The 20690-nt window shown below is 37.2% G+C and carries 14 protein-coding genes; 11 read left to right on the forward strand and 3 right to left on the reverse strand.

Going from position 1 to position 20690, the window contains the following annotated elements; translation table 11 throughout:
- Nucleotides 1–164: 164 nt before the first annotated feature.
- The 7 genes from MF4640_RS13415 (at nucleotide 165) to MF4640_RS13445 (ending at nucleotide 12789) form a co-directional block, all read left to right on the forward strand.
- Nucleotides 165–824 (forward strand): hypothetical protein, encoded by a 660-nt coding sequence (locus tag MF4640_RS13415; protein ID WP_078389911.1) that lies wholly within the window; start codon nucleotides 165–167, stop codon nucleotides 822–824.
- A 265-nt stretch (nucleotides 825–1089) separates the two neighbouring features.
- Entirely contained in the window at nucleotides 1090–8316 is a 7227-nt protein-coding gene (locus MF4640_RS13420) for an LPD1 domain-containing protein (RefSeq protein ID WP_227518667.1), read from the forward strand.
- A 9-nt stretch (nucleotides 8317–8325) separates the two neighbouring features.
- On the forward strand, nucleotides 8326–8757 hold the full coding sequence (locus MF4640_RS13425; protein WP_005005806.1) for a hypothetical protein: 432 nt from the start codon (nucleotides 8326–8328) through the stop codon (nucleotides 8755–8757).
- A gap of 272 nt (nucleotides 8758–9029) precedes the next feature.
- Nucleotides 9030–9602 carry a hypothetical protein gene (locus MF4640_RS13430; protein ID WP_078389913.1) on the forward strand — a complete coding sequence of 191 codons (573 nt, stop codon included), beginning with the start codon at nucleotides 9030–9032 and terminating at the stop codon, nucleotides 9600–9602.
- Nucleotides 9556–10344 (forward strand): hypothetical protein, encoded by a 789-nt coding sequence (locus tag MF4640_RS13435; protein WP_078389914.1) that lies wholly within the window; start codon nucleotides 9556–9558, stop codon nucleotides 10342–10344. The genes MF4640_RS13430 and MF4640_RS13435 overlap by 47 nt, the downstream gene beginning before the upstream one ends.
- An 8-nt stretch (nucleotides 10345–10352) precedes the next feature.
- A complete protein-coding gene (locus MF4640_RS13440) occupies nucleotides 10353–10835 on the forward strand; it encodes a hypothetical protein (RefSeq protein WP_078389915.1) in 483 nt (160 codons plus the stop codon).
- A 97-nt stretch (nucleotides 10836–10932) separates the two neighbouring features.
- Entirely contained in the window at nucleotides 10933–12789 is a 1857-nt protein-coding gene (locus tag MF4640_RS13445; RefSeq protein WP_078389916.1) for a hypothetical protein, read from the forward strand.
- Nucleotides 12790–12837: 48 nt separating this feature from the next.
- Here the strand turns inward: MF4640_RS13445 and MF4640_RS13450 are convergent, their stop codons facing one another.
- Entirely contained in the window at nucleotides 12838–13239 is a 402-nt protein-coding gene (locus tag MF4640_RS13450) for a hypothetical protein (protein ID WP_005005811.1), read from the reverse strand.
- A gap of 49 nt (nucleotides 13240–13288) precedes the next feature.
- Nucleotides 13289–13702, reverse strand: a complete 414-nt coding sequence (locus MF4640_RS13455) for a hypothetical protein (RefSeq protein ID WP_078389917.1) — start codon at nucleotides 13700–13702, stop codon at nucleotides 13289–13291.
- Nucleotides 13703–13968: 266 nt separating this feature from the next.
- Here MF4640_RS13455 and MF4640_RS13460 point away from each other — a divergent pair, with 266 nt between their 5' ends.
- Nucleotides 13969–16977, forward strand: a complete 3009-nt coding sequence (locus MF4640_RS13460) for a DotA/TraY family protein (protein WP_078389918.1) — start codon at nucleotides 13969–13971, stop codon at nucleotides 16975–16977.
- 62 nt (nucleotides 16978–17039) lie between these two features.
- Here the strand turns inward: MF4640_RS13460 and MF4640_RS13465 are convergent, their stop codons facing one another.
- The gene (locus tag MF4640_RS13465; protein ID WP_032055055.1) at nucleotides 17040–17534 is read right to left on the reverse strand and encodes a hypothetical protein; all 495 of its coding nucleotides are present in this window, start codon (nucleotides 17532–17534) and stop codon (nucleotides 17040–17042) included.
- A gap of 243 nt (nucleotides 17535–17777) precedes the next feature.
- Between MF4640_RS13465 and MF4640_RS13470 the strand changes: the two genes are divergently transcribed.
- Genes MF4640_RS13470 through MF4640_RS13480 form a run of 3 tightly spaced genes read left to right on the forward strand, consistent with a single transcriptional unit; the run spans nucleotide 17778 to nucleotide 20663 of the window.
- A complete protein-coding gene (locus MF4640_RS13470) occupies nucleotides 17778–19790 on the forward strand; it encodes a peptidoglycan DD-metalloendopeptidase family protein (RefSeq protein WP_078389919.1) in 2013 nt (670 codons plus the stop codon).
- Between the two features lie 22 nt (nucleotides 19791–19812).
- Nucleotides 19813–20223 carry a hypothetical protein gene (locus MF4640_RS13475; RefSeq protein ID WP_005005820.1) on the forward strand — a complete coding sequence of 137 codons (411 nt, stop codon included), beginning with the start codon at nucleotides 19813–19815 and terminating at the stop codon, nucleotides 20221–20223.
- Between the two features lie 14 nt (nucleotides 20224–20237).
- Complete coding sequence (locus MF4640_RS13480) at nucleotides 20238–20663, forward strand: hypothetical protein (RefSeq protein WP_078389920.1); 426 nt, start codon at nucleotides 20238–20240, stop codon at nucleotides 20661–20663.
- The last annotated feature ends 27 nt before the right edge of the window (nucleotides 20664–20690 follow it).

Below are 20690 nucleotides of genomic sequence, written 5' to 3' on the forward strand. Positions count from 1 at the left end.
ACCATCGGTTACGGACTGCCGGACTTCGCAGAGGAACTCAACTACGGAGTCGATCTATCAACCATCTGATAATGGTATCAGGTTGGTGGGGTAAAGGTGCCCCATCAACCATTAAATCCGTATACCCTTTTATTTAAACCTTATAAATGGAATCAGGGGGCGCTATGGCAATAGCAATTCCAAAGCAATTTGCTGGTTTTGGTCTAGCAGTTGCAATTATATCTGTGGCTAATCATTTCGGATTGGTCGATCTCTTTGCTCAAAGTGCTACACGGGCAATATCGAAACAAGCTCAATCAGTAGAGTCAGCCAATCCAGGCCAACCGAATGAACCTGAAAACGGTCTACAAGTGGCAAAAGACTATGCTGAACATCAAAAAATGGTAGCCAATAGTGCAGCCATGCCATTTAAAAAAGAAGTGATTAATGTTTCCAGTATGGAAAACACACAACATTTTGGTCCTGTTTCAATGGAATCTCAAAATGTTGATACTGTGTTTATCATTCGAGATAAGGCCACTAAAAGGTTACGAGCCGTTGTTCAGGTACCCAAAAAGCAAACTGTCAATATATCTCTTCCAATTGGTCAATACACCATTCAATATGCCCAAAACAATTATATTAAGGATGCTCCATGGCAAGGCTTAAATAAGTTTTGGGGATACGGCACTACCTTTTTAGAAAGTAACCTTGAGCATAATGTTACCTTGGTCCAATATCCGAATAATAGTGGCTACTTTATTCGTGGTACTGGAATTATTGTAGGTGTAGAAGATGGCACCCAACCAGACGAACTCGCTAAAAACGAATTTGTTAAAATGTAACCATCAGCTTTAAGCAAGATGTCACCTATACGGTGGCATTTTTATTTATAAAAAAAGAAAGAATAGTGCACGGTTTTAGATGGTTTTATTAAAAATGATAGGTATTTAAACAGTGCTATTTACTCGGTATATACTATTTTAAAGAATAACGCTTAAACCCTCCCTCAAAGTTAATTTTTTAGTTTAATATAAGCACATATAAGTACTCGTAAGAGTCGTTTTAAAGTCTTGGATCATGCTATGTGACCAAGTAGGAGACTATAAAGTGAATGAAGTTAAATGGCCTAATTTAACTGGTCTTGGTGCGCGTCTTGTAGTATCGCCAGCCAACAATTTTCGCCCAAAAACGGCGATGCTTGTTGTTAATGAATTTGAGCAATTCAAAAAATCTATTGAACAAAACAGTTCTAAGCAATTTGAACAAGTGTTAATGGATGCCCATTTTTATGAAGTGCAAAATGATGATGGTATTCATGCGTACTACTATAAGAACCCGGCAAAGTCTGGTATCGATCTAAACGATCTTCAGAAGGTCTTTCCAGCGTTTACCAACGATATGAAAGTACCGACTAAGCAAGAAGATATTTATCTCACCAATCTACCGTTTAAGAAGAACATTCCGAACTGGAAAAGTTACTTCGCATCAGCGACCGAACGCCTTTCCGCTTTCCCTGAAGTGTATGTCAGTAAGCTAAACAATGGATCTAATATCCTTGATACGCTGAAAACCAGTCTTCAGGAATCGAACAAATCCTACTTGGCTCAATTTCAGTCTTCAAAAATTCCTTTTAATCGTCTTCAAGATTATGGCTATGAAAATATCTTCTCTAAAGTCTATCTAGATGAAGAATCGGCGATGGCCAGTGGCGAAAGTTCAGATAATCTAGCAAAAATTAAGTTGTCTCCATTTGCAGTACCCGTCAATTACGAAAAAGATGGTTCGTTACTGATTATTGATGACTTGCGCCATATTCCTGAAATCTTTGCTCATGATCCGTATGAAGCATTGGGGTTAAATGACAATATTAACCTGGTGCATTTTGCTCATGAATACGAGTCCACTTTTAATCAGCTGATTGAGCATGGCCGTGGCAACAGAATGTTTAACATGAGCTTTAAAGATGTTGATGCTTATGTACAAAAATTAGCTTCTGATCTTGTTGTGATAGACCGTGTGTTTAATCAACAGCAATTGCCGTATCCAAAGCTATTAGAATCAGCTAAACAAGGTATTCCAGCTTTTTATAAAGATGAACACGGCACATGGATGGCGTCTAAACAAGGTATTGAAACACGCCTTGTAGATAAGATGGTGTATGACGCTGCCATGCTTCGCCATGATGTCTTACAACAAATGGTACGCCAGATGCCAACAGGTAAAGTTTTCTTTGCCGATCTGAGCCAAGAGTTCTCTGAATTCTCTGTAAACATCGTTCCTAAGTTTAATGCGCTCTATGATCACCAATCTGCTGAAATCAAACAGCGTAAACTAGAAGAACAACTCAATGAATCAAATGTTAACGAGATCTTGAATGATCTTGATGTTAATTTTGAGGCAACTGAGAAGGCATCTATTACTGAGTCTGATCTACTCAACATTGCAAATGACCTCCCTACTCCAGAAATTGATGATGTTGCCGTACTTAAAGAGCTCTTAAAGTTTCCTGAAGAATTATTGGATGCAAGAGGCAATGACAAGGTGCGTGATTTCGCGCCGTCTATGCTTGAAATTAGACAGATCTTGGATGTCTATGTCATTCCTAAGGCTACTGAACAAGCTCAACAAATTGAGAAGCAATATAGTGATTATCTAAATCAGAAATATGCTGAAATTCAAGATGTCGTGCGCTCAGCTACACAAACAAAAAGCTTTAGCGTAGATGATATTCAAGCGATCTCTGACGAAATCGACACACACAATGTTGAGATCTCAAAACAGTACAATGAAGTTAAAAAAGTCTTATGGCAAAGTGAAACTTTGGTATCTGGCATTACGTCTGCAACAAATACCTTTTTGTTTAATAAAAACAGCTTCTACTACGCTAAAGATGAAAACGGCAAATTTGTAGGTTTTGAATCTGAAGTAGAAAGCAATCAACACAAAGCGGATCTGTTCAAATTACTGTCTAAGCAATTCGACAATCAATTGGTTTCAATTAACACGCCTGAGCTTCAGGAATTTGTGAATAATGAAACTGCAGTTGATATGTTGATGTCACGCACGAACAATTATGTTGAGCAAAATATCAATGATTTTGTTGCTGGTGATTTTTCTGCGCCGTTAGAGCTAGAGCAAGATGCACAGCGTTTAGAGTTAAGCGATCTGTGCACGGCTGATCTTGCTAATAACGATAAATTAGCTTCAGCGTATTTTGAAGAGTTTACTCGGCTTCTTGATGAATCAAACTTTGATGAAGCATTTTTAAAACAATCTCTATCACAAACTAAAAGTGCGTCATTCTTAAAGAACGGTGTAAATGAGATTTTATTCCGTAATTTATTGGTGCCAAATGCAAGTGAAAACTTCAATCGTAAGACTAAATCTGATTCTGTTCCTGAGGATATTTTTGCTAAAACTTCATCACATACAGATGGGTTTAGTCTGGACCGTCAGTTCAATCGCTTTGTTGAGGTTCAAAGCTTCCAAAAGGCATTAACAGCCAAATATCCGCAACAAGACTGGTCATTTATCACAAAGGATGACCGTGGCGAAAACATCAAGTCGATTGCTGAAGATATGCAATCTGACATGGAAGAAGACCGCAAAGATGCAAAGGATCTGTTGTCGAGTATCGAACGTCAGTTTTATTCTAAAAATTCGACCTTATTTGTCTCGAACATGGATCTCGCTGCAGATGAAATCTATGTTCAGATTAAACCAACGGGTGACATTGACGATTTAAAAGTTAAAACCGTTAAATCAAATGAATTTGATGAAAACAAACATTTTTCATTGTCTACCGATGGCTACAAAGCAACAAATCAAGCGTATGCGAACATTGCCAAGTATTTTGTTGAGAAAACCCTATATCTAGAAGACGGCGATTATGACAAGGCACAAAAAATAGCTGCCTTAGTGATTGCTGGTGAAGATAAAGAGCTCAAACAAGAAACTAAGAAAGTCTTTGGTGTAGAGCTGACTGCAGATGACTTGAAGCAAGTTCAAAGCATGCAGTTAGAAGATGGTAAGCTCCAGTTAAACAAAACAGCCCTACCGAACCACAACTACAACAACATTCAGCTATTCAACTATCTGAACCTGATTGATATTAATCAGCGTACAGTTTTTGGCAAATTTGATGTTGAAGTACAAAAAGAATTTGAGGTGATTAAGGATCTTCTCAAACCTAATGTAGCTTTTCAGAATAACGTTAAATATTTTTCGCTATCAGCTGAAGAAGAGAACGTACAGTTCAATAGTGAATCTGAATACTTTAACACTCAGCTAGAAAATGCTGTAAAGCACTATGAAGATCACCACGGCGCAATCAAGATCCCTGATCATGATTTGTTTATCACCGTGTTTCAAAAGAATGATCTTCAGTATATACGCCTCTACAATCATAAAGACAAAAATGCGCCGTTTATTGGGCATTCAGTTTCCCTAGATGCCAATATGCATAAGGCTACTGGCTTTAATGATAGAGATGCGGTTAAAACGTCTGCGAATGCTTTGTTTAAGTTATCGACTTCACGCAACAGCATGACGTTTATGCCTCCAGCTAAGTTCACTTTTGAAAAATATTACGAGTCAGATCTCAACTTCTTCAAAGCTAAAGACAGTCAGCAAACTTTAATCAATAAAGTGTTTACGTCTTTACCAAACAAGATGTTCCAGTACATTTCTGATCATCCATCTAATTTCAACTCTAAATTAGATTTCATCAGCAATCTTAATTCTGCAACATACGAAAAGTTTGAGGATCTTAGCTACGAGAAAAAACCGAATGAAGTCACTGAGCTTCTGAGCAACATCTCTCCAGCGTACACCTATGTTATCGCTCATGTAGATGGCCAGACAGCAATCATGCCTAAAAACTTAACCAAAGTTTTTGATGTTCAGGCATTTGAAGAAGTTCATCCGTTTGATTTGGTGAACTCTAAACTTCAGAAAAGCGATCTTAAAGAACTTTTTAGCAATGGTATCAATGGTGAACCTGATCCATTCATTAATAAGCTCAAATTTAGTGTTGTATTAAACCGTGTAGGCAATCCAGAACTTGAGGATATTCAGCCTAGATTTATGTTAGAGCAGATCGCCGTGAATGAGGCGTTTGCAGAAAAATATAAAACCTTAACCGCGTTAAATGAAGTCAATGCCGTCATGCTTGAGCATGTCAAAGCATTACAAGATACGGTTAAACAGGCTTATGCTGAGCATTTTGTAGGTTCCAACCCTAAAGTTCACCAATACAAGTTGCTAAACAAATCATCTCAACAAGATGAAACACCGCAATTGTTTATGGTTGATACGGACTATGAGCCTCAATTGACTGCCGTGCTTCTTCGTATACCGTCTCATGACTATCAGTATCAATTGATTACTGGTTTTGATGATGTAGACCAGTTTAGTCACGAAATCTTAAATGCTATCGAATCTAAGGTTAATTTCGGTACCACTTTAGAGCAATTAGCACTATCTGACTTGCCTGAAATTCAGATTAAACACAAAACTGACTTTGAGAATAAACAGTTAGCAAGTTTGCATTTCCAAACTTTGATTACGAATACGCTTGGTGCTCTATACGATCAAACCGCACACATAAAGCCGTATATCAAAACTGAAAATCACAAATTGTTTTTGGCCATCAAGCCATCGACCGACAATGAATATGCATCGGTTAAACTTTTTGGTGATAAGGCCGATATTCACGGTGATTACAAGTCTCTGTGCGTTTTTCCTGTTAAAAGTATGCGCTCAGTTGAAGATGTCTTACAACTTCAAAACCGTGTGTTTACTGACTTCACGTTTATCGATCAATTGGTACCAAAAGACAAATATGTGCCTGTTGATGTAAAGGTAGAGCCAAGTGACTCCCCGGCTACGTACTTAGGTGATGTAGGTGCCAAGTTTGGCGGTGCACATAAAGATCGCTACGGTGAATATATTTCATTGGAATATATTTCAGCGACATCAGCCGATCAAACAGCTACGGACTATCGAAAAGCAAAAATCGTTGCAAATAAAGAATTCCAAGCTTGGTACACCAATACGCCACTCGGTATTGATGACAAAATATTCGTAAAGGCAATGTATGACTACTGCCCAACTAAACCGTTATTCTCTAAAAATGCGTTGATGCTTGATAGCCAACGTGCGACAGAATTACGTGCGTATGTGGCTGTTGTTTCTAACATCAGAAATTTGATGGTAGATACTCAAGAAGAGTTGATTCATGCGGTAAGAAACAATAAAAGCTTATCTGCTGAAAGTCTTGGTATGACTGATCGCCAACGTAAAGACTATATCGGGCTTTATAGTAAAGGTACCAAGAACAACTACAAAAACTATTTCCAATTGCTTAGCAATTTGAATGAGTACTACATTATGCCAGAACATACAGGCGGTATCAGTGTTCAGCTTGAGAAAATCATCGAAAAAACGATTGATAAAGAACTCAGTGAGATTCTATCAACAGGTAAGATCTTTGATTTTTACGGTAAGTCGAAAGTCACTAAAGATGTGAGCGATGCGATCAGCAACATGCAACGTACTGGCTTATATTCAACTGTGCTTGAACCATACGTTCTGAAAAGTGCGATTGAAAGTGGTTTAGTTAAAGCTGAATCTGCACCTATTTATGTAAAAGATCCCGTTGCACCAGTTATAGAAGCAACGACTGAAGCTGTGAATACACCTAAAGCACCACGTTTGCCGTCATTTACCAGTGAAGTGAAAAAACTTGAAAATGGTTTTGTGACTGAAAAAGTCCAATCAAGCATTTACGGATTGTTAAATTACTCTCGTACTGGTCCTGATCATCGCCAAGGTGCCGATGTGGATTCATTCAAGCTTAAAGATGACTTTTCTATCCGTGGTGTTGAAGTAGGTAATAAAGTTAGTCCTGTGGCTCAACAGTTGGTTAATGCCGTGTATGACTCATTGGCTGACTTAAAACAACTCATGGGCTTTAAATCAAACAATGGTTTATTGAACTTGGGTGTTGCTTTGGCTTCACGCGGAATTAAAGGATCTGCAGCGCATTTTGAGCTGTCTAAGAACGTGGTTAACTTAACTCGTGATAGCGGATCTGGAAGTTTGGCTCATGAGTATGGCCATGCGCTAGATGCACATTTGGGGATGTTGGAAAAAGCGGAAGTATATAAAAATCACGCTCAAATGAATCGTTCTGTACTTCAGGACTATTATGAAGACATTCCTAATTTTGAGATACCAGGTGCACGACACTTCTTATCAAATATGTTGGATGCTGGATACTCCCCTGTTACTGAGTCCGGTCGTGCTTTTGAAAAGTTACATCGTGCGATGATGAATGAGCCAGTTCAGCCAATGAAAAATTACGGTCAAGTACTTCATGAGAATGCTGAGACTGCAATCAAGGCGTACCACACTGTTGCTGATTCAATGCATGATGAAGTGATTAAGAATAAAGAGAATTATCCTAATTCTACGCGCAAAACTTTAAACAGCTTCTTTGACTGGCACCAAAAGCACTATGAAGATCTCATTCGCCGTCAGTTTGAGAAAATTGAAGAGTACTTGAAGAAGTATGAGCGTGAATATAAAGCTGATACAAACCTATCTTTCTTCAGTACGGTTCAAGACAAGGTGGATGTCATTGTCTCTAAAATTAACACTGACATTAATGCTATAAGCTTTAAGTCGTTTGAGCGCTATCAGCAAAAACTTAATGATATGCGCCAGCCAGAACATCATTTACCTACAACCGGTTTGGAAGAAAAAATTACAGGTGTTGCGACTGCAGCGAATGTGGATTTAAAAACACTATCGCAAAACCTATCTGAATACTTGATAGAGTCATCTAAATACAAGTTCTATAACCTGGTAGAGAAGTACATGCCTGAGGGTGTTAAAAATCCTCATACTCAAATGCAAAACTTCTTTGATAAGTCACAAGACGTTGAAGTAAACGTAGGTGATATTCGTTTTAGTGACAATCTATCGCGTTATAAAAAGGATTGTTTAAATATCGACAGTGCTGAAAATCGTGCAACGCCGTATTACGCGACCAGTACCGAAATGTTTGCCCGTTATTTTGAGACTTATTTGTACTCTAAAGTTTCAAATGAAAATGAAATGAAAAACTCATTTTTAATTGACGGCTACCCTACCGTACAACCTAAAGGTTTAGAGTTTGAGATCTGCAGAAACTTGACTGAACAATTAGTCGAAACTTGTGTGAATGAAATATTTGATCAAGATCTGCAAAACGAAAATACCCAAAAAATTATTGCTGAAGTTTCGATTGAAAAAGAAAATGAAGCTGACCAATTAAGACTTGAGATGTGAGATAACTAAATGCAATACGAAAATATTCATGAAGCAAAAACGCCACTGAAAAGCATGATTACTCGTAGTCATGCCTATATTCGACTGTTGGTAGAAAAAAGTATGGCTGATGGTATTAAGTTTAAATATCACAACGGTAGACGTTTAACTCAAATTGATGATCCTGAGCGTGTTGTTTCTCAAATCTTCCCTTATTTTTTCCGTTTAGTTTTCTTGGAAATATCTACTTATTACGGTCAAACATTTGATGGTCTTAAGTTTCATTCTAAGAAACGTGCAACAGGAACATTGCAATTAGAGGTCAGTATTCTTGAAGACAAAATACCGAACCAATTAGAGTTTTTCACCTTTATTAGTTACGTTTTTAACTATGGGTTTTTAAAAAATCAATTCCATGAAGACTTAACCCTTTTAACCAAAGCAACAAAGTTTGCCAGTTAAAAGTTAGATCCATTTTAAATCTTAGATTTAGGTATATACTGAAAATAATTTTTAAATATTTAAACTTTCAATGTGGCTTTATAATCAAATAAAGCCATATTGATTTAGAAACAAGTTAGATATTTATGAATTAAAAGTGTGGCGAAAGTATTAGTTTTATAAGTCAAACAGTTTGCAGCTTTTCAAGTAACTGTTGTAATGAAATAGTCATAATTGAGTCGCTGTACATTTGATGTGTATGCCCTTTTATTAATCCCATTGGAGATGATCGAATGCAAAAACCATTGCATGAAAATCTTGAAAACTTTCTGCCTTACTTGAAAAGTGAACTCGCTGCCAAAGGTATTTTAAGTGCGTCACTCAAAACCATCTTTTTGAACTACATTGATCAGATCACAAAAGAGAATAGATTCGTCACCCATACCAATACGACCGATCGACAAATTGTATATATAGAACGTGGCGATGATGCATTGATGTTGCGCTTTAAATATTTTGTTGAAAATAATGAGTACTTAGAAGTTGAGTTAATCATCACGGATACTCATGTAAAGTTGGTTTATGCTGAATCACCAGAATTACACTTGCTTTATGATGATGAAACACCAATTTGCTTAGATGCTGGCCAGTTAATCAAGTGTACCAATGACTATGGCGCATCACTTGCTACTTTAATTAGCGCCCTATTCCAATGTTTACTCAGTGATGATCCACAAAAAAATATCCAAGACGTACTTAATCAAACTAATCTTTTTGACAAAGTTTCAGATGAAAATGCCGAATTAAACAAGGGTTCACATGATTTCGATAACCGACAAAATCAAGCAAATATCTGGGTTTTCTGATTCAGATTCAGAAGTTGTTAAGGATAGTGTTTTATCCTTATCTACTGCTTTGTGGATCATGAATATACTCATGTCCACAAATTTTGTTATTGGTTTAACCAAGAGAGATCAGAAGCTTTTTGATATTGCTAAAGAAACGCTGATTACTGAAATGAAGCGGTTAAAGTACAATCTTAACGATTATAAAGTACTCCCTGTTTCAAAAAAGAATGAACCGCTTTTGCTTCAAATTAAACTTGAACAAAAATCAGATCAGATCATAGATTTAGTCAATGCCAATTTAAAGGATTTATCCAAAGACGAGTCCATGGCTATTGAAGTTCTTTATGCAAATTTAATGAATAGTAATAGTGGTGTTTGCATCACTATAAGCGATATTCATGATAAAACAGCGCTTCAAGTCTGTGAGATTCTTACTGACATTTCAAAAGAATTAAAGGTATCTACTTTATCCGATGTTCTTGATATTTATGCACGACCAATTGAACATAATAATGCCAAGGTGAGCTTTAACCTGGTGAACCCATGGGCATTATCAACCGATAGAAAAAAGACTCTTTGCATCGCTGCACCCATATTCAATGAATACAACAGTCCATTTAAATTGATTGCACTTCTTCAAAATATCATTTATCTAATTAATCAGAAGTGTACTAAAGAGACGGACCTTCTATTCGATTCCATTAACCTACCAAAATTTCAAAATAGACTTTTTGGCCAAAGCTTTTTTTATATTAATTAGGACTAACCATGAAAAACCAAACACGCCCATTTACTGTAGTGTTGTTGGCTCCTATTGCAGAACAACCTATTCATGCTTTAGTTGCGCCATCAGGTGATTCAATTCTGTTATCACAAGATACGAAAGTCTCTACTCTCGCAAATATTCCAGATATGATCGAATCTGAGTTCGGTACATATGATGAATTTCTTATCGAACATCGCGATCAATTTATGCTGTTTAACCAAGTCGTATCTGATTTAGATCCTGATCTAATTTTTCCTAAAGTGCATTCAGACCTACTTGAAGATAGCTTATGTATTATTCGTTCTATTTTCGCTTTTGAACGTTTCAAATTAGAAGAAGAACAAAAGAATGCTACTCGTAATGAGCCTAAAGAAATTAATCAAGAATATTTAATGAAACGTGCGATAGACCAGGCAATGACTTTAGAGCAAGATGTTTCTGACCTTTCATCAAATGTAGAGCGCTTACAAAGCCCGATGTCTTAAACTCCATTAAATATATTTAAAATTAACTTTAAACCCTCTCTTAAAACTTATATGCTTATTAGTAATAGTTTAAGGGTGTGGTTTAAAGTATTTTTAGATGGATACAAATTTAGTTTTTTTCGATGACTTTAACGCTACTTCTAACACCTCTTCTGGTGAAAATCACCGTTCTTTAAATAACGTACTATTCTTCTTTCTCAACTATCATAAAGGTACGTTTTTAGCTGATACGATATTTTTTGATACCCACTATCAAACAATTGACAACCGTAATATTGTCGGGGTTTTGCCAGTTCTTTTTAGTATCTGCCAGATTGACCGTTCAATAGGTCACACCGGGCAAATAGTCGATATTCAACAGGATCTAAATAACGTAGATGAAGATGATTATGAACCTGTAATTGATATAGATGATACGCAAACATTTAACTTGTTCTACCACTTCCTTAAACCATCCAATGATGCACCTGTAAAACCACACCTTAATCAACTAAAAGTATTACCAGACAACTTAATCGATTCGATTAAACACCATGAGCTTTTAAATTACATTCTTGCTCTCATTGAGAATAAGATCTGGACCGATTCTGATGTATTTACGTATGAGTACAAAAATAGGTTTTTGTATTGCGTTTTTATCTATTTGTCCAAGACCATAGATCTAAGTTTTAATAGCTCTCACGATTCTTTCACGAGCTGGCTTGAGCTGCGTAACCTATCTTGGTTTGGTGCTAATGAAGTTGATACCAGTGACTTTGCAACATTAGAGCTTTATATACATGCCCTATCCTACACGCTAAAACTGGCAAACCATGTTGTAAAAGCAATCATCAATAATAATGTGACGCCGTTTAAAGTTGCACCACAAGAAGAATTGTTTTACTTTTTTGCTGAACGTACAGACGCACGTTCTCCTAATGAAGAGACTACACCGCCGTATACGCCAGCGGAAGATGATGAAACTTTTTCCACTGAACTTTCTAGTGCTCCAGTACCAGCACCGTCAAATAAGGAAACACCAAAAGTAACCGATGCTTATTTATTGGTTGGTGCGGATCTTGAGGATTCTGAGTCCACAACACCAGAAAAGAATGTGATTACTCAAGACTTCAACTATCAAGCACGTTTAAATGAATTGTATGAGCTGTCAAAATCCATCAAAGATGAAATTATAGATGCTCCAATCATTTCTATTAATCAAGCGTGGAATATAGTGCAAGATAAATGGAAGTTTTATCTCGATACTTTTTCAAGTAGCTACTTCAATATGAATGATTTTGAGAAGACGGCTATTCTTAAACAATTGAAATCACTCAAAGCCAGTATTTTTATGAACTGGTTTGATATTAAGTCGGGTGCTGGCCAGCAAGTATTTATTGATCTAGTGTCATACGACACGTTTAAGATTGAGTTTCTTTCTTCTGAAGCTAAGATGATCCAAACTTACATGAAGGACCGTATCAAAAATCAGATGTATTTTGAAACTACGGCGCCACAACCAAAGTTTTTGAGAAATCTAAAAAACTTATTTAATGAACGTGTCGATACGCAAAAAATTAAAGACATCGAAAACACTGAACTTTTGTTGAAGGTGAATGGCATTCTTGACGGTGTTACTAAAGATCTCATTGACAATATCAATCTGCATTTATCAAATGACATTTATCTTGTGAACTACTTTTCTAATGTAGATAAGGAACTGGAACCGCCCAAATATCACTTATTAGATATTTTGCTTCGTACTTCAGTGCTTAACCTTATCTATGTTTGCCCTACCGCATCACTCAATGCAACCAAGGATCTTCTAAATGCAATCACTGATCCTGAAATTGAGGTTTCAGCTTTTGATACATTCGACCGCAAACAATATCAAAATCAAATTGTAAAAGAACTCGCATGTTCATTCCGTCAGCGCATAGATCCATCTGATCTTTTGAAGCTAGATATTACGTAGATATAAAAAATGCCCATCATTCGGGCATTTTCTTTTTAATGGTTAGGCTTACCAAGGTCTAGGCTCTGGTGGGCGTGATGTGTATTCGTTATCCGTATTGTTTTCAGATTCATTGTCTTGGTCCAATTCTGGATCTGTTTGTTTGTAGCGGTTTTGGTAATCTTGCTGCTCAATTAAATCTTCTAGAGCCATTTCTTTAAAGTGGCCAACAAGTAATGAACGTGTTTCTTCTTGGTATTCTGGTTCTTGCGCTAATTGACGACCAATTTCATTCGGTAGTTTATTGTCGTAGATATATTTTAGGTTGGTTCGTTGTGTTTGTAGTGTAGGTTGTGGGTTAAACTCGTCAGTAAGGGAAACTACTTTAGCTTCACTAAAACTAGCACCACAATTAAAAACGGCTCTGGTCGCGTCTTGAAGTATATCTTCTTCGTTCTGTATGTTTTCCATTTGGCTTAAACTCTTTATTAAAGTCAGAATCTTAAAATTAAGATATGTATTAAGATACCCAATTATACTTCAATAAATTTTCAATTTGTACCTTTAACGCTTCTTGCTCTAATCTGTCTAAACCTATTGTTGCGATGTTTTCTAAAAACTTGTCTTTAAACTCGTTGTAACTTTCTATATCGTCTTTTTTAATGGTTTTGTCTAGATTTAACGTAAGCATGAGGTTTAATACTTTTAATATTTTTAGGTTCTTCCGTTTTTTGAGAACTTCAATAGGATCTAATTCAAAAGTATTTATTTTATCTAGTTTTTCTTTATAAGTTATTGCCATTAAAGGATTTATGCTTTGGTTGAGTATGTAGGATAACTCTAAAACAGTTATATCTTTCCCCATATCTTTAGATACAGATTTCTTAATTTCCGACAGTAAAATTAAGTGAGATGTAAACTTTGCTTTATCCATAATAGTCTCTTGTATTTAAACTAAATCATTAAAATAATTAGCAAGTCATGTTTAAACTTTCTGTATATACCAATAACAGTTTTGTGATACATTATTGCTAATTTAAAAACCATTGTTATTTGTAATAAAATGGTTTTAATGATTCTTTGGTTAAAAGGTATTAAGCCTTTTAGTTAAACGTCTAACTTGTAATTTATAACACTTTGCTTTTAGTCGTCTTAAGTAAGCGATGTATAAGAAGCATTAAGAAAAACGGTGAGTTAGCTATGAGTTTATTTTGTCAATCGACAAATCCGAATTGTGATGGCGACCAAGCCGTTACTCTTCTCTCATCTATCTTTGGACACGACTTCATCAATGCGTTTATCAATGCGTCTGGACCAGCCTCGACAGTACCATCATCAGGTTTACTCACTAATATATTATTAGGCGGTGTAGCTAGTGTGGCAATGTCGTTGGTTTTGGTTTTTGCGATCGGTATTGGTTTAACAGCACTTTTGAAAAGCGCCCAGGACGGTGAAGCTTTCGGGAAAGATTCAAAAGTCACTACGATGTTTTCCCGAATATTATATTCGATTATTTTACTTTTACCTACGGCGTCCGGCTACTGTTTCATTCAAGTAGTCGTGCTAGGTATGGTGCTATGGTCAAATAATGTATCCAATACAATTAATAATAGAACGTTAGGCGAATCCTTAATGGCTTCGGCTAGTTTATCAGATACGCACGATCATCAGCGTGACATCTTTGGATTTAGGAAAAATGCGCCTGTTATGCTTCGCCAGTTGCATTGTATTAACGTTCTAAACCAAGAGTTTTATACTCTACCGCCAGCATTCGGGCGCTATTTTAGTGATGGTGCTTATGGGGGGAATGCTAATCCTGGTGTTAGCATGACTGCAGTAGAGAAAAAGCAAAACTACATTGATAAAACCACTAAAACTGCAAGTAACTGGACATCTGTTACTTATAACTTCGCTTACGCTGACAGCCGTTTAGAAGTTGGGGGCAAAAAAGAGCCGATCTGTGGCGGTGCTTCAATGAACGTTGTTAATCCAGCTGCGGTTAATGCTGAATTAATGGACATTCCTGTTTATAAACTTCGCCAATCAGATCAAAACAAGATCAACGTTGCTTTGGCAAATGTTCAAGCTAAGTTACAACAAGAAAAGAACAATCTATATCGTCAATTCTTTATCGATTTAGAAAAGTGGTATATCGCATATCAAGTAAACCCTAATGCCACTGAACAGGAAGGAACATTCCCGATTAGTAAAGCTGCTATGGATGCTTTCAATGCGCTAGTTGATGATTATGTGAATAAGAGTCATACCGTAACGAATAATGTTCTGACTTCTGAAAATGGCTATACTGCGGTTCAAACTGTTGTTAATACGCTAAATCAGCGCGGTTGGATGATGACGCCTGAAGCTCGTATTAAAGTAGGTCAATATCGCGCTATTGTTGAGAAGTATATTACTGAACCTTTGTGGACGTTCAACCCTCCTACACTGAATTCAGCAATCATGAGCAACTCAAAAGGTGAAGCAATTTATAACACCGTTTATGTTGCAATGGATAATGCTGTTGGTAGCCTTACATCCAACAATAATTGGGTGGCAAACGGCGATATTGCCGACACTACCAACTTAATATCAATGTCTACCGATGGTGGTGACTCAAACAAAGTATCCAACATCGATCAAAAGTTTTCGGCATATGGTTCTGCTTGGGCAACCAACATTACTAAATCATTGGTAATGGGTGTATTGGTCGGTGAAAAAGGCGATGCGGAATTATTAAATAATAATTCGTCAAGCTCAAATATCAGCCCTACTACATTGCACCGCAATACGAATGTTATCCGTAATATTCAAGATACTGGTGAAGCAATCTTAGTCTATAAAGCTGTGGCTCAAGGTACTGTTGTCGGCATGAAATTAGTCGTGCTTACTGCTCGTTCTGGTTCTGCACTTGTTCAATGGGTACCAGGGCTTAAGGGCGTAACTGAAGAAGGCACCAACGCTTTAGAATATGCCGTTGAAAATATCTTTGCTCCTATCCTTGGTCAGCTAGTAACGTATTTGACGATTCTTGGTGTGTGGATGGCGGTTGTTATTCCATATATGCCAATGATCTTCTTTGGTCTAGCTTGTGTAGGTTGGATCATCCATATCCTATACGCTGTGTGTGGTTTGCCTTTATGGGCGCTAATGCACATGATCCCTGAGCGTACTTTTGTCGGTAGCCAAACACAAGGTTATGTCACGGTATTAACGTTGTTCATGCGACCAATATTTATCATTGTTGGTTTCTGGATGGCTGAAATTATTATCGGGCCAGCTCTTGTTACGCTTACTGATATGTTCTTTAGCTACCAAGGTGCAATGAGCATCGCTTATTCATCTAATACGTTTACAGTTATCTTTACTGAGCTGATTACGTTTATCTGGAAGTTCTTCTTATATCTATTCTTGATGACTTCAGCGATCTACCTGATTTACGGGTTGGTATTTAGTGTTGCTGACCAAGTACAACAATGGATTGGTTCTGGATTGAATGGCGGTCAGTGGGGTGAAACAAACTCAAAAGAAGCTATTCAAAAGTTTGGTGGCGCTGCAAGTACGTTGTCTGGTCCATCTCCAGCATCTCGCCGTCCTTTACCGCCTGGTAGACGTCCTGATGGTGGTAAGGGTGGTCCAAACAATCCGAAAGGTGGTGGTGGTGGTGGCAATGGTGGTACAGGTGGTAATACATTAGGCGGTGCTGGTAGTGCGACTGCATATAGCCCTGTAAACATGCCAGCTAGATCCGCTTCTTTTGGCGCTGCAACTGGTGGTACAGGTGGTATTACTCCAAGTGGTGTCAGTGGTGGTACGGGTGGTACAACTGGTCTTGGTGCTAAACCAACATCACCTACCCCAAGCCAAGGTCAATCTACATTCGGTATGGGTGCTACAAGTGTAAGTGGTACAAATAATACGCCTACTACTGGTGGTGGTCTATATGGTGCAAATGCTTACGGAAAAACAGCTTCTACGTTTAATCGTGGTGTAGCTAAAGCATCAGCATCTAAGACTGGTTCTACTTTCGGTAGTGTGAATGTTGCAAGTGGTACTGGGTATACGTATGGTACTGGTTCGACTCCTAATGCACGTTTTGGTGCTAGTTCTAGTGCAACCAAGAAATCTAATATTTCTGGCCGTAGCTCTATGACTAATCGTGTGCGTTCAGGTTTAAGCTCAACTCTGTCTAAGTTTAAAGGTAAACCTTAAAATCTAGACAATAAAAAATGGTGCTTTTAAAAGCACCATTTTTTTTATCAAAATATTCATAATTAAAAGTTAATCTTCTGAATGTTGTTTTTGCTTGTAGAGTTAAAAATAAATCTACGAACGCCGATATTAACAAGTTGCTGTTGATCTTTCTCTAGCTGACCAACTGCATGACTGTAAGCACGGTTCAAATTGTTATATGAACGGTTTTGCACAAGTAAGTCAAAGTTGTTGATACGCTCTTTTTCTAACTCAATTTGCTTGTTATTAAGCTCGATGTCTTTTGCTTTCATTTGGGCGCAAACATTGTTGTACTTGTTCGCCAGCTCATTGTGCTTGCTTGTAACGTCATCAATGTGTGCGTTCGCTTCAGCAACCAATTCGTTATACTGATTTGTAATACCTTTGATTTTGTTTTCTAGCATTTCAATGTGAGCTAACAAGGCATTTTCATTCTTCAGGTGTACTTTGTTTTGGATTAAAAAGTCTAATCCCATTGAAGCGCGGTCAATCGCTTGGTCGAAAGTAGCGCTTAAAACGTGTGCGTGATTTAACATATTTAGATACCTCACTACTTTTATTAAATTAAAATATTAAAACCATGTAACCTTATTCTTAAACCTATCAATAAGATTAACGCTATATGTATATACTATCTTAAAACAAAACCTAAAAACTTTTTTTAAAGTATAAAATAAGTATTTAATCGTATATACTTAATCCGTCCACTTAGCTATTAGGGACATTTAATAAGAAGTTAATTTATTTTAAGAACTTCCTTTAAGCCTGGCGATTCACTTATGAAATTTAAACCCTCATTTCAATTAAAGCCCTTGAGCTGTGGCATTAAAGTCGCAATTTTAGTGACTTGCTCGGCTTTTATTTATACCGCTAACGCCGATCCTATTTCTGAAAACGTAACCGCTACAAATGCTAATACGGCAAAAGTTCCTAACAACGCTCAAAAAATGATTTTCCATAAATATTCGATCATGCCGAATGATGGGCGCCGTAGTGCTGGTCGTTTTGGTGAATTTCGTTTGCGAGGGGGCGCTGCTGGTAGTCATAACGGTATTGATATTAGTCGTGCGAATCCTAATGACCTTACACTTAAAGCAATTGGTTCAGGTTCTATTGTCTCTTATGACACACGTTCATCTGGTTCAAGCAACCAATCAACCACTAACCCACTAATTATGCAGATGGATACTGGCGATCGAATCATGTATCGCCATACTGATCCATCGTATCAAAAAAAATTTAACGCTTACCCTGGTCAACGTATTCAAGCTGGTCAAAACATCGCACACATGTCAAATAAAGGCTGTGGTTCATGTGCCGTGCATTTGCACATTGAATATGGTGTAAAGGCAAAACGTGGGCTAGATGTTTGGCTGAATAAAAACTTAGATCAAGTTTTTAAAAATCCATCCATTGCACTTCAGCAACGCGTTAAAGGATCTGCGCCATATGTGGGTAGTTCTGAATATAAGTTAACAGATCCTACGCCATATTTACCTCAGGACGTTGTGATTAGTGTCTCGCCACAAGGACAAGCATTAGAAAACAAATACACACCGTACTTGGGTAACACCATTAGGACTCAATGGAATGCCTTATATTCATCATCAACAGGAATCACCCTCCCCGTTTCTTCATCGGTAGATGGCATTGCAGTAAAACAAGGCAAAAAGCTTCCAGCACTTGCATTTAGTGGCGATGTTTCGATGGATGCTTATGGATCTGCACAAGTGCAAGTCGCTCAAATGATTGCTGACGGTACTATCTCACCTGAAGCAGCTGCAAGCGGTACCATTTATGCAAATGATGTTGCTCAATATGCACCGCCTAGAACTATATTTGGTGGTACGGCTGATGATGTGGGTTTTGATATTGGTGCACTTAATTCTACGCCAGCAGAATTAATTGAAAACATTGGTACTGGACGTTATGGCAACTCTAAATGGTTTAATGAATTAGCAACCATGTCGATGATGGGGCTTTTGATTGAAAAGCTAAACATTATCAATGCACAAAACTATTTGACTAAAGAGATCCATAAACAAAATGAACGCTTAGAGGCTCTTTTGGCAGCTTATACAGCGTCAGAAACTCAACGCTATTCTGGCCGTGTAGATGAACTTTATACGAAAGCTGAACAACCAACTGTTATTCCTGAAGTAGCAGTAGTTGAAATGCAACAGCTTTTTGAGGAAGGTGGAAACGGGCAAGTTTATTCAGATGCACAAATCTTAAAAGGTGGACAAGGTACTCCAGATCGTAAATGTGGTTGGGGTATACCAGGTGCTTTTGGTGCGGTTAAAGATGGTATTAAGCGTGTTGCTTTAAAACATGGTTATAACCCTAATGACGTTGCAGCTATTCTTGGTTTTGAATCTGCCGGTTTTAATCTTAAAATTGACAACAACGCTGGTGCATATGGTTTAAGTCAATGGACTAAAATTGGTATAACAGATATTAATGCTTCAGATTTAACAGCGAGAGGAATACCAGCTTCAATTAAATCAAACCCTAAGCAAATCACTACCCTGAGTGCTCAACAACAAGTCGAATTATTAGATTTATATCTTGCAGTAAAAGCACGACAACGTAAAAGCGACTATAATAATAAAACAATAGCTGGTTTTTATGCTCTAGTTTTAGGTGGACCATATAAAAGTCCTAGTCGTGAATATAATGCGAACAGAAACCTTGATAGAAACCCTCGTGATGGTGTTGTGACTTTAGGTGAAGCCGTTACATTTGAAGGTATTGTTATGCGTTTATGCCCTTACTATTCTGAATACCCTTAATAGAGCAATTAAAGGAAATATTATGAAAAACAGATTTTTGTCTTTATTGGGTTTTAGCCTTTTAGCATGTGCATCTTTTAATGCTAGTGCTAATACTAGCTCAGACTCTATTCGTGCTGAACTTGAAAAACTGCGCTTAGTAAACGTTAAATGTGCTGCGGTTTCTAACGATCCATTTGATGCAAAACACCTAAATTGCTATACAAATGTTTATAACCGCGCAAGTCAGCTTGGTAGCCTTGCTTCTAAATATATTAATAATGAAGAAGCTCCGCGTGTTCTAGCTGATCACAATCGAAACTTTACTCAGTTACTTGCTAACTGCGATCAGTTATACGCTGGCCAGACTGCAAAGTACAAAACACTAAGCATGCAATGTAAAGCGACCAACAAATTAGGTTGGGCAATGTTTATTCCGGCATTAATGAAGTAATAAAGGATCAGATTATGAAAAAGTTTTTAAGTTTAGCTTTGATATGTGCTGCTACCATTATTACGTCATCTGCCAACGCTGGTTATAAGACCAAAGCTGAAGCTATTCAAGCTTATAACAAGGTACAAGCCGATTATCAAAAATGCGTATTTAATTATAATGAAGCGCGTGATTCTGAGTACGGTTCACCAGAACTTAAGTGCAATACACCGTACAACCAATCATTAACACGTTTCATCAAAGACGTTCGTGCGGAAAGTCAAAAGAATGCTGCAGCTTGGCAAGCAATCAATATACAACATATTAAATTTAGCCAAAACTGTGATAGTCAAACTATGGTGAGTTCATACAATCCATCGTTTTTTATTCGTCAATCTTATATGTGTGAATCCTCTGCTTTTACATCTTTAGCACAAGTGGCAATCGACCTTTCTTATTAATTTCAAAACATAAAAAGGGCATCTATA

Source organism: Acinetobacter sp. MF4640, from assembly GCF_002018895.1.
GTDB lineage: Bacteria > Pseudomonadota > Gammaproteobacteria > Pseudomonadales > Moraxellaceae > Acinetobacter > Acinetobacter johnsonii.

Excerpts from the sequence above, each read along its gene's own strand:
- MF4640_RS13415 (WP_078389911.1), top strand. The coding sequence starts at position 165 with ATGGCAATAGCAATTCCAAAGCAATTTGCTGGTTTTGGTCTAGCAGTT.
- MF4640_RS13425 (WP_005005806.1), top strand. The coding sequence starts at position 8,326 with ATGCAATACGAAAATATTCATGAAGCAAAAACGCCACTGAAAAGCATG.
- MF4640_RS13430 (WP_078389913.1), top strand. The coding sequence starts at position 9,030 with ATGCAAAAACCATTGCATGAAAATCTTGAAAACTTTCTGCCTTACTTG.
- MF4640_RS13435 (WP_078389914.1), top strand. The coding sequence starts at position 9,556 with ATGATTTCGATAACCGACAAAATCAAGCAAATATCTGGGTTTTCTGAT.
- MF4640_RS13440 (WP_078389915.1), top strand. The coding sequence starts at position 10,353 with ATGAAAAACCAAACACGCCCATTTACTGTAGTGTTGTTGGCTCCTATT.
- MF4640_RS13445 (WP_078389916.1), top strand. The coding sequence starts at position 10,933 with ATGGATACAAATTTAGTTTTTTTCGATGACTTTAACGCTACTTCTAAC.
- MF4640_RS13450 (WP_005005811.1), bottom strand. The coding sequence starts at position 13,239 with ATGGAAAACATACAGAACGAAGAAGATATACTTCAAGACGCGACCAGA.
- MF4640_RS13455 (WP_078389917.1), bottom strand. The coding sequence starts at position 13,702 with ATGGATAAAGCAAAGTTTACATCTCACTTAATTTTACTGTCGGAAATT.
- MF4640_RS13460 (WP_078389918.1), top strand. The coding sequence starts at position 13,969 with ATGAGTTTATTTTGTCAATCGACAAATCCGAATTGTGATGGCGACCAA.
- MF4640_RS13465 (WP_032055055.1), bottom strand. The coding sequence starts at position 17,534 with ATGTTAAATCACGCACACGTTTTAAGCGCTACTTTCGACCAAGCGATT.
- MF4640_RS13470 (WP_078389919.1), top strand. The coding sequence starts at position 17,778 with ATGAAATTTAAACCCTCATTTCAATTAAAGCCCTTGAGCTGTGGCATT.
- MF4640_RS13475 (WP_005005820.1), top strand. The coding sequence starts at position 19,813 with ATGAAAAACAGATTTTTGTCTTTATTGGGTTTTAGCCTTTTAGCATGT.
- MF4640_RS13480 (WP_078389920.1), top strand. The coding sequence starts at position 20,238 with ATGAAAAAGTTTTTAAGTTTAGCTTTGATATGTGCTGCTACCATTATT.